The organism is Rhizobacter sp. (assembly GCF_031412075.1).
Classification (GTDB): Bacteria; Pseudomonadota; Gammaproteobacteria; order Burkholderiales; family Burkholderiaceae_C; genus Rhizobacter.
Genome location: NZ_JANOCG010000134.1, coordinates 1 through 9,718, shown reverse-complemented (window position 1 = coordinate 9,718; position 9,718 = coordinate 1). Strand labels below are relative to the sequence as shown.

Here is a 9,718-nt window from a genome sequence, read left to right as displayed (position 1 = left end):
CGGCGCGCGACCGCCGGCTGGGGCTGGGCCTGGGTCTGGCAACCGTCAAGCGCCTGAGCGATTTGTTGTTGCTGTCGGTGTCGGTGCAGTCCGCGCCCGGGCAGGGCAGCGTGTTCACGCTGCTGCTGCCGCTGGCGCCTGACCGTGAGCTGGCTGCCATGCAACCGAGCGGCGCGCCTGCTGTCGAGCCGCTGATCGCTTCGCAGCGGGTGCTGGTGATCGAAGACGACGCCGATTCGCGCAATGCGCTGCTCGGCCTGCTGCGCCAATGGGGCTGCGACGCACGGGCGGCCCCCGGCGCGCGCGAGGCGCTCACGTGGCTGGGCCAGGGCTTCGCGCCCGACGTGCTGGTGGTCGACCTGCGCCTGGCCGATGGGGCCAGCGGCCTCGACGCGATCGACGCGCTGCGTGCGGCCGTGGGACACGAGCTGCCCGCGCTGGTGATCACCGGCGACGCGGGCAGCGAGCACATGCTCAAGGCGCAGGCGCGTGGCTTCGCGGTGCTCATCAAGCCGGCCCGCCCGGTGCAATTGCGCGCCTTCCTGAGCCACGCTTTGAGCGCCCCCTGACACGGCCCCCGTTTGCCCGACTGCCCTTTGGTGCTATGGGCAGCGGGGCGCCCGCTCCCTAGCATCCCCCTCGCAAAGCTGTGCGCATGGGCGCGGCTCGTCAGGGAGACACAGGGCATGAACAGAATGATCAGCGGGTGGGCCGTTGTGGCGGCTTTCGCCCTGGCTGGCGCGAGCGGGTGTGGCGGTGGTGGTGGTGGCGGCGGCAGTGCCCCTCCACCACCTCCTCCCACGCCGGCACCGGGGTGGTCGATCACCTCGCCACCCCTGTCGGCTGGTGGCTCGGGCAGTGCCAAGGTGGCCATGGACGCCTCGGGCCGCGCGCTCGCCGGATGGCTCACGCGGCGCGCCGGCACCCTCGTCGATGACGATCTGGTGGTCAGCCGCTATGAACCGGCCTCCGGCTGGAGCGCGCCTCAAACACTCGAATCGCGGCTGGGTGACGTCACACGTTTCGAGATCGCGATGGAGCCGGCCTCGGGCCGCGCCGTGGTGCTGTGGACGCAGGCCAGCGACACCAGCAACAGCAGCGCCTGGGCGCGGCACTTCGACCCGGCTGGCGGCTGGACGCCGGTGCAGGCCCTCAGCACCGCCTCCGGCGTGGTGGATGTGCTGAGCGTGGGCCTGGACGTACAAGGCAACGCGGTGGCCGCCTGGTCGCAGCTCGATGGCTCGCGCATCAGCGTGTGGGGCAACCGCGGCAGCGCGGCGGGCACCTGGGGCACCGCGCAACTGCTGGAAAACATCGACGAACTTGGCCGTGCCGACGGCAACCCGCGCATCGCCGTCGCGCCGCAGGGTGACGCGCTGGTGGTGTGGCAGGCGAGCGGCGGCACCACCGCCAACCGCGGCACCTGGACCAACCGCTACACCGCCGGTGGCGGCTGGGGCACGGCCAGCCAGCTGGTGTCGGTCTCGGGCGGCTCGGCGCCCGACATCGCGATGGACGCCAACGGCAATGCGGTGATGGTGTGGTCGCAGATCGAACCTGTCTCACCGACCGAGATGTATGTGCTGGTCCAGGCCAAGCGCTACCAGGCTGGCCGCTGGGGTGCACCCCTGCAGGTGGCGCGCGAGCTCGGAGCCAACAGCGTGCTGAGCACCGTGCACGTGAAGATGAACGCGGCCGGTGCCGCGCTGGTGGCGTGGGGGCAGGGCGATGAATCGATCCGCGCCACCATCGCTGCCGCGGGTGGCAACTGGCCCACGCCGAGCATCGTGAAACCGGTGGGCTCGCGCTCGGCCTCCACCGGCGTGCGCGCCGCCATCGACCCCCAAGGCCACGCCTTCGTGGCCTGGTCGCAAGGCAACGACGCGGGCACGGTCGACACCATGTTGAGCGCCCGTACCGTGGCAGGCGGCTGGGTGGCCGGTGCGCCGCACGACAGCATCACCGAGATCGCCACCGACCCGGCCATCGCGATGGACGAGCGCGGCAACGCCTGGTACCTGTGGACGCAGTACATGGGCTCGACCATCGGCACGCAGATCGTGGCGCGGCGCTTCACCTCCGGGCGCTGATGTCCACATGGACCCGCTTCAATCTTTCGACTCACTCCTTCAGGAAACCACATGACTCGCACTCTTCTTGCAGCCCTTGCCGTGACAGCCATGGTCGCCTCCGGTTGTGCCTCGGTGGCGGTGACCGACCAGGCCATCGTCGACCGCACCGCCTTCGCGCTCGGGCTCGACAAGACCGCCTTCACCATCAGCAACCGTGTCGATGAAGGCACGACCACACGTTATGCCGTGAAAACCAAGGCCGGCCAGGACTACAACTGTTTTGTCGGCGGCTCGTTCAGCGTGGTCGGGCGCTCGGTGTCAGAGGCCATCTGCACCCGCAAGGGCGAGACCATGAAGAACCCCTTGCTGCGCTGAAGTTGATGACGGCCGCGCTGACCCCCACGCTTCAGGCCTGGCAGCGCCAAGGGCGTTACGTCGACTGGCGAGGTCGCCGTGTGTTCGTGGCCCAGGCCGGCCGCGGCCCGGCGCTGTTGCTGATCCATGGCTACCCCATCGGCTCCTACGACTGGCATGCGGTGTGGGACGCGCTCGCTACCCGCTTCACCGTCATCGCGCCCGACATGCTGGGATTGGGCTTCTCCGACAAGCCGGCCGGACACGCCTACTCATTGCAAGACCATGCCGACCTGCACGACGCGCTGATCGAGCGGCTGCAGTTGAAGCGCCTGAGCGTGATGGCGCACGACCTCGGCGTGAGCGTGGCGCAAGAGCTGCTCGCGCGCCAGCAAGTGGACAACCGCCGCCCGCGCATCGAGTCGGTGGTGCTGCTCAACGGCGGCCTGTGCCCCGAGGCCTACCAGCCGCGTGTCATTCAACGGCTGCTGTCTTCACCGCTTGGGCCCTGGATCGGCCCGCACATTCCGCGCTCGGCGTTCGACCGCTCGGTGCGCAAGCTGTTCGGCCCCAAGACGCCCGCGTCGCCTGCGTTGCTCGACGACTTCTGGCACCTGGTCATGCACAACGACGGCCTGCGGGTCGCGCACTCGCTCGGGCGGTTTTATGTGGACCGGCTGGCCTTGCGCGACCGGCTCGTCGAGCCGCTGCTGCGCCGCGCGGTGCCGATCCGGTTGATCAATGGTGCCGCCGACCCCAACTCAGGCCGTCACATGGCCGAACGTTACCGAGACCTGGTGCCCGGTGCCGACATCGTGAGCCTGGAGCATGTGGGCCACTGGCCGCAGATCGAAGCGCCGCAGGCCGTGCTGGCTGCGGCAGTGCCTTACATCATTGCCCAGGCGATGAACGCCGCGCGGCCTACAGCGGCAACTCGGTGAAGTAGCGTCCACCGTGATAAATGAGCGGCAATGCACCTTCGCGCCGTTCGCAGCGCTCGACCTCGCCCACGAAGATGATGTGGTCGCCCTCTTCGTACTGGCTGCGGTTGAAACACTCGAACACCGCCGCGCTGCCTTCGATCACCGGCGCGCCACCGGCGCCGCGGCGAAAGGTGACGCCGGCAAAACGGTCGATGTCTTTGGAGGCAAAACGCTCGGCCAGCGTGCGCTGCTCGGCCGCGAGGATGTTGATGGCGTAGTGCGAGCCGGCGCTGAATGCCGGCATCGAGCCCGCCCGTTTGGACAGGCTCCACAGCACCAGCGGCGGGGAGAGCGACACCGAGTTGAACGAGTTGGCGGTGAGGCCCACGGGCTGGCCGTTCGGGTCGAGCGAGGTCACCACCGTCACCCCGGTCGCGAAGCTGCCGAGCGCCGCGCGAAACTCCTGCGGCGAAAAGCTGGGGGTGACCGGGCGTAGCAACGCATTCATGCGCCGATTGTGGCGGACACGGCCAAACAGGGCCAACTCCTATCTAAGGGGGTCTCTTTTAGGAGGTCAATGTGAACACTACACTGCCGCCGCATGGGACTTATTCACGCTCTCGGGCGGCTGACGGCCACCGTGGCGGTGACGGCCGGCGCCGCTGGCGCCACCGCGTCGGGCGGCGGCCATTGCGCCTAGTGGGCCCGCCGCCTGCCCAACCTGAGCCGCGCGCTGTGCGAGCAGGCCGCGTTGGTGGCGCCGGGCGCGACCTCGGTCAAGGGGGTTCCGCTGTATGTGCGAGACGTGCGCCCACCGGTGGCCGAGCCGGTCTGGCTTCTGCCCTCCCAACCGGCCAAGCCGCCCAAGGCGCCGCGCCGGGTGCTGGTGATCGGCGGCATCCACGGCGACGAGCTGTCGTCCACCTCGCTGGTGTTCCACTGGATCGCCCGGGCCCACCACGCCGCCGCCGGCATCAACTGGCGCTTCCTGCCCGCACTCAACCCCGACGGCCTGATGCTGCCGCGCCCCAGCCGCGTCAACGCCAACGGGGTCGATCTCAACCGCAACTTCCCCACGCCTCGCTGGGCGAAAGAGGCGCCGGCCTACTGGGCACAGCGCACCAAGAAAGACCCGCGCCGCTACCCCGGGCGCACTGCGCTGTCGGAGCCCGAGAGCCGCTTTGTAGTGGAGACGATGGCCAGCTGGCAGCCCGACCTCATCGTGGCCGTGCACGCCCCCTACGGCGTGCTCGATTACGACGGCCCCCGCGAGCCACCCAAACGCCTGGGTCGCCTGGCGCTCGACCGGGTGGGCGTGTTCCCCGGCTCGCTCGGGCACTACGGCGGCCTGCACAAAGGGGTGCCCGTGGTCACCATCGAGCTGCCAAGCGCGATCCGCACACCCACCGACGCCGAGATGCGCGAGATGTGGTTCGACCTGCTGCGCTGGGTGGGAGAGCGGATGACGATCACCGAACGGTAGGCTGTCATCGAGGCACCCGAGACGTTCGTATCGCCTGTTTATGATCGCAAACGCCACAGTTCAGGAGCGGCAGATGGCCATCACCAAAGCACTCGTTTTCCATTTACTTTCTGCAGCGTGCGCGCTTGCCGTTGCAGCTGACGCACGTGAACGCGGTTTCATCAGCAAGGGCATGCAGGAGGGTGAAGTTTTGTTCAGGGTCGGTAAACCAGACCACGAAGCGTTGATCACTAACGCCAAAGGGCAACCTGAAGAGAAAAGCTGGACCTACTTCCCCCATGCCAGAGATCCCCAAACCCTCACGATCGTCACCTTGCGAGCCGGTGTCGTTGCCAGCATCGAGCGCAAGATCGCACGCTAGCGGAGCGAGCATGCCGTGCGAGACGGCAGGTCTCACGAACCCCAACCCCCATGTCGCAACGATCCACCCTTTCGCAAACAGTCGGTCTTGCAGGCTGGCTGGCCATCGTGTTCGTCACCGCCGCCATTGGCTCGGTCGCCTCCATCGAGGCCGGCACGTTCTACACCCAATTGACGCGGCCGACCTGGGCGCCACCCGTGTCCGCCTTTGGTCCCGTGTGGTCGGTTCTCTACCTGCTCATGGGCATTTCCGTCTGGTTGGTGTGGCGTGAGCAAGGTGCCCGCCAACTGAGAGCCGCGCTCACACTCTTCATGGCCCAGCTGTTCGCCAACGCACTCTGGTCCTGGTTGTTCTTCGCCTGGCACCAAGGCGCGTTCGCCTTCGCAGAGGTGCTGGTTCTTCTGGCTCTCATTGCGGCCACCATCGTGGTGTTCTGGCGCATCAGTCGTTTGGCTGGTGTTCTCATGCTTCCTTATCTCGCCTGGGTCTGCCTGGCATCCGCGCTCACGTGGTCGCTGTGGCAAAACAACCCAACGGTCTTGTAGCCAGCCTCCTTTTGTCCTCATGCGCATCTCACTGGAATCACCGAATCAGCCCGAGGTCTTGCAGCTCATCGATGAGCTCGATGCCTTCCAGAAACCGCTGTACCCCGCGGAAAGTCATCACGGCATCGACATCGCCGCCCTGTCCGCACCCCATGTGCTTTTTGCGGTGGCGCGCGATGCGCGGGGCCAAGCCGCAGCGTGTGGTGCCATCGTGCTCGAAGCCAGGTTCGGTGAAATCAAGCGCATGTACACCCGCCCTGAGAACCGAGGCCAAGGTCTTGCGCGAGACCTTCTCGGCTTTCTGGAGACCGAAGCCAGACAACGCGGCTGCTCGCTGTGTGTGCTGGAGACGGGGTACCTTCAAGCCGAAGCCATCTCTCTGTATGAACGCTGCGGCTACGAGCGCTGCGGCCCGTTCGGTGACTATGCCGAAGACCCGAACAGTGTCTTCATGCGCAAGAATGCCGGCTGATCACTCCATCGAGTGGTCCCCCTCATGTCAAGCGTTAGGCTTCGATTCCCTACCCATCACTTCTGAAGGAGTTTTCCCTTGAGCCTCAAGAATCATTTCGGCGTTTTCATCGCATCGGCAGCCCTCATGATCGCGGGCTGCGCCAGCACCACGCCGGGCGGCACGGCGCCCGTTGGAACCGCACCGGCTGCCGCGGTGACGGAAGTGCCCACGCTGAAAGTTGCCGTCGATTGCGGCAAATGCGAAGTGAAACCCACGATCCCGGGCCTCATCGTCGAGGGCTACAACGCAGCCGCAGCCAAGGCGGGCCACAAGGTGTCGGCGACCAAGGAAGCCAACCTTGTGATCAAGGAGTACACCGCACGCAACGACGCTGCACGCTTCCTGGCCGGTGCATTCGCTGGCAAAGACGAGATCAAGGCCGTCACCACCTACCAGGGAAAGACCCACGCCGTCGAAGACTACTACCGCAATGCCTGGCTCGGCATCGACGTTCTCGCGAAGAAAATCGGCGAGATGACCCACGCACAAATCAAGTAAGCGGGGTCCGTGCTCAGCTTTCGACCGCTCACGGCCGCTGACCAGGGGCAGCTGTGGAACTGGCTGCACATCGCGCTGTGGGACCCGCCGCCCGCGGGCCTGCGGCCGATCGAAGCGCTGCAGATTCCCGGCGTTCGCATCTACGCAGAGGCTTGGGGGCGACCAACCGATGTCGGCGTGGTCGCTCAAGTCGATGGGGTGGACGCGGGCGCGTGCTGGATGCGCTTGTTGCCGGTGGGTGTCGGCCTTGCGTCGGTGGATGCCGAGACACCGCAACTCGGCATCGCACTCTCGTCGCCGTACCAGCACCGAGGCCATGGGCGCCGGCTCATGCAGGCGGCACTGAAGGCCGCTGCGCAAGAAGGTTATGCCCGGGTCGCGTTGACCGTTCATCCGCAGAACCCGGCTCAGCGTGTGTATGAGGCTTGCGGCTTTCGCCAAGTCGAGGTCCGCAACGCCTACCACCTGATGGTGGCGGATGTGGTCTAGAGCCTGCTCACGCGGTTGACGCCAAACCGCGGGGTCATCGGCCGTGCGTCGGGCAGCGCGTCCCTAGAATCGCGCCCATGACCGCAGCTCCCCCACTCAGCCTGCAAGCCCGCTTCACCGCCTTGCACCGGCTGCTGGTGGTCACGCTGCTGGGTTTTGCCTCGGGGCTGCCGCTGGCGCTGACCGGCCAGGCCATGCAGGCCTGGCTGAGTGTCGAAGGGGTCGACATCGCGACCATCGGCTTTCTGAGCCTGGTCGGCCTGCCCTATACCTTCAAGTTCTTGTGGGCTCCGCTGATGGACCGCTTCGAGCTGCCCTGGCTCGGCCGGCGCCGTGGCTGGCTGGTGCTCACGCAGCTGGCGTTGGCAGCCGCCTTGTGGTGGATGTCGAGCACCTCGCCGACCGCGTCGATCCGGCTTTTTGCGCTGCTGGCGGTGCTGGTGGCTTTCATCTCGGCCTCGCAAGACGTGGTGGTCGACGCCTACCGCACCGACTTGCTGCCGGCGCGCGAGCGTGGCCTGGGCGCCTCCACCAGCGTGCTGGGCTACCGGCTGGCGATGATTCTCTCGGGTGGCATCGCCTTCATCTGGGTCGACCCCAACCAGGGCGGCGGCTGGTCGTGGCCCGAGGTGTACCGCTTCATGGCCGGCCTGATGGTGGCGGCGGCGGTGTTGTCGGCCCTGTTGCTGCCGCGGCTGCCCGAAGAGTTGCGCCCAACCAGTGCGGCGCGCAACGACCTGCTCGGTTTTCTGGCCGTGGTGCTGGCGGTGGCGCTGGGCGTGGTGTTGAGCGACCGTTACGGCCCGCCGATGGCGCGTGCGCTGCTCGCGCCCTTTTGGGAAGGCAGCCCTTTTTCCGCCGACCTGCAGAGCAAATGGACTTCGCTGCTGGCCTTGTTGCTGGGTGTCGCCTTCACGCTGCCGCTGGCGGCCTGGGTGGCGAAGGCGGCGCGTTTCGAAACCCTGGTGGGCGGATTGCGCAGCTACTTCAGCCAGAGCGGCGCGGGCGCTTTTCTGGCGTTCATCGTGCTCTACAAGCTGGGCGACGCGTTTGCCGGCTCGCTGATGACGCCCTTCCTGCTGAAGACCATGTTGTTCAGCCAGGCCGAGGTGGGCGTGGTCAACAAGCTGATCGGCTTGTGGCTCACCATCGGCGGCGCGCTGCTCGGCGGAGCACTGATGTTCAAGTTGGGCTTGTGGCGCTCGCTGATGCTGTTTGGTGTGCTGCAGATGGCCAGCAACCTCGGCTTCTGGTGGCTGGCGATGCACGGCAAGGGGCTGATGCCCGGCCTCGTGATCCCGGCCTTCGACTGGGGCTTCGTCAAGCTCGCGCAGGCCACGCCGGTCGACGGCGGCTTGTTGATGGTGATCGCGGCCGAGAACCTCAGCGGGGGCATGGGCACCGCCGCGTTTGTCGCCTTCTTGATGAGCCTGTGCAACCAGCGTTTCACCGCCACCCAGTACGCGCTGTTGTCGGCTTTTGCGTCGGTGGGCCGGGTGTGGGTCGGGCCGCTGGCCGGGGTGATGGCCGAGACCATCGGCTGGCCGAGCTTTTTTATCGCATCCACTGTGCTGGCCGTGCCGGCGCTGCTGATGTTGTGGTGGCTGCGCGAGCCGGTGCGCTCGCTTGAGGTCGATCCGAACGCCCCCAGGTTCGACGATTGATGTCGTTGATTGCTGTCGAAGTCCTAACCGAGCGGAACAAGCCAGCTCTCCTGAAGTCAGACCCGCCATGACCCCCCTGCACACACCCTTCACCTGCCACTGCCCGCTGCACTCGCGCCGCCTGTTCACGACCGTGCTTTTGGGCGGTGGCGCGCTGCTGGCCCTGCCCGCACTGGCGCGAGAAGGCGTCGACGTGGGGAAGCAATCGGTGTTCACCCAGGCCATCTCGGCGCAGCAGGTCGAGGCCATGGCCCAGCAGAACTATGTCGACATGAAACGCCAGGCCAGCGCCAAGGGCGCCCTGGTGCGCGACGACGACCCGCAGCTGATCCGCCTGCGAACCATCGCCAAGCGCCTGGTGCCGTTCAGCTACGAGTGGAATCCTCGGGCCCGCGGGTGGACGTGGGAGGTCAGCCTGATCGGCTCCGACCAGATCAACGCGTTTTGCATGCCTGGCGGCAAGATCGCCTTCTACACCGGCATCTTGCAGAAGCTGCAGCTCACCGACGACGAGGTGGCCATGATCATGGGCCACGAGATCGCCCACGCGCTGCGTGAACACGCACGCGAACGCATGGGCAAGACGATGGCCACCCGCGGCGGCATCGAGATCGCGGCGGCCATCTTCGGCCTGGGCAACGCCGGCCGGCTGGCGGCCGACATGGGTGGCCAGCTGCTCTCGCTCAAATTTGGCCGGCAAGACGAGTCGGAGGCCGACCTGGTCGGCATGGAGCTCGCTGCCCGTGGGGGTTACGACCCACGCGCTGGTGTGAGCCTGTGGAACAAGATGGCCGTCGCCAGCAAGGGCGCGCCAC

Annotated in this window: 13 protein-coding genes; 12 read left to right on the top strand and 1 reads right to left on the bottom strand. The window is 66.9% G+C overall.

Annotated elements, in window-relative coordinates; genetic code table 11:
* The 4 genes from RMO40_RS04945 to RMO40_RS04930 form a co-directional block, all read left to right on the top strand.
* Window positions 1–569 (top strand): response regulator (locus tag RMO40_RS04945; protein WP_309717139.1); only part of this gene is annotated, 569 nt, incomplete at its 5' end.
* 117 nt (window positions 570–686) lie between these two features.
* Entirely contained in the window at window positions 687–2,090 is a 1,404-nt protein-coding gene (locus RMO40_RS04940; protein WP_309717136.1) for a hypothetical protein, read from the top strand.
* 51 nt (window positions 2,091–2,141) lie between these two features.
* Window positions 2,142–2,447, top strand: a complete 306-nt coding sequence (locus tag RMO40_RS04935; protein ID WP_309717132.1) for a hypothetical protein — start codon at window positions 2,142–2,144, stop codon at window positions 2,445–2,447.
* 5 nt (window positions 2,448–2,452) lie between these two features.
* Complete coding sequence (locus tag RMO40_RS04930) at window positions 2,453–3,367, top strand: alpha/beta hydrolase (protein WP_309717129.1); 915 nt, start codon at window positions 2,453–2,455, stop codon at window positions 3,365–3,367.
* Here RMO40_RS04930 and RMO40_RS04925 read toward each other — a convergent pair.
* Window positions 3,348–3,857: a flavin reductase gene (locus tag RMO40_RS04925; RefSeq protein ID WP_309717126.1), complete on the bottom strand. Its 510-nt coding sequence runs from the start codon at window positions 3,855–3,857 to the stop codon at window positions 3,348–3,350. The two genes, RMO40_RS04930 and RMO40_RS04925, sit on opposite strands and share 20 nt — an antisense overlap.
* Before the next feature lie 246 nt (window positions 3,858–4,103).
* Between RMO40_RS04925 and RMO40_RS04920 the strand changes: the two genes are divergently transcribed.
* The 8 genes from RMO40_RS04920 to RMO40_RS04885 all read left to right on the top strand — a co-directional run.
* Window positions 4,104–4,832, top strand: coding sequence for a M14 family zinc carboxypeptidase (locus RMO40_RS04920; protein ID WP_309717123.1), 729 nt, complete (start codon window positions 4,104–4,106; stop codon window positions 4,830–4,832).
* A 73-nt stretch (window positions 4,833–4,905) separates the two neighbouring features.
* Window positions 4,906–5,193, top strand: coding sequence for a hypothetical protein (locus RMO40_RS04915; protein WP_309717120.1), 288 nt, complete (start codon window positions 4,906–4,908; stop codon window positions 5,191–5,193).
* 50 nt (window positions 5,194–5,243) lie between these two features.
* Window positions 5,244–5,738: a tryptophan-rich sensory protein gene (locus RMO40_RS04910; protein WP_309717118.1), complete on the top strand. Its 495-nt coding sequence runs from the start codon at window positions 5,244–5,246 to the stop codon at window positions 5,736–5,738.
* 19 nt (window positions 5,739–5,757) lie between these two features.
* The gene (locus tag RMO40_RS04905) at window positions 5,758–6,210 is read left to right on the top strand and encodes a GNAT family N-acetyltransferase (RefSeq protein ID WP_309717115.1); all 453 of its coding nucleotides are present in this window, start codon (window positions 5,758–5,760) and stop codon (window positions 6,208–6,210) included.
* 78 nt (window positions 6,211–6,288) lie between these two features.
* Window positions 6,289–6,750, top strand: a complete 462-nt coding sequence (locus tag RMO40_RS04900; protein WP_309717112.1) for a hypothetical protein — start codon at window positions 6,289–6,291, stop codon at window positions 6,748–6,750.
* A 9-nt stretch (window positions 6,751–6,759) separates the two neighbouring features.
* On the top strand, window positions 6,760–7,239 hold the full coding sequence (locus RMO40_RS04895; RefSeq protein WP_309717108.1) for a GNAT family N-acetyltransferase: 480 nt from the start codon (window positions 6,760–6,762) through the stop codon (window positions 7,237–7,239).
* A gap of 77 nt (window positions 7,240–7,316) precedes the next feature.
* Window positions 7,317–8,903: an AmpG family muropeptide MFS transporter gene (locus RMO40_RS04890; protein ID WP_309717106.1), complete on the top strand. Its 1,587-nt coding sequence runs from the start codon at window positions 7,317–7,319 to the stop codon at window positions 8,901–8,903.
* A gap of 67 nt (window positions 8,904–8,970) precedes the next feature.
* On the top strand, window positions 8,971–9,718 hold a 748-nt coding region (locus tag RMO40_RS04885; protein ID WP_309717103.1), incomplete at its 3' end, for a M48 family metalloprotease.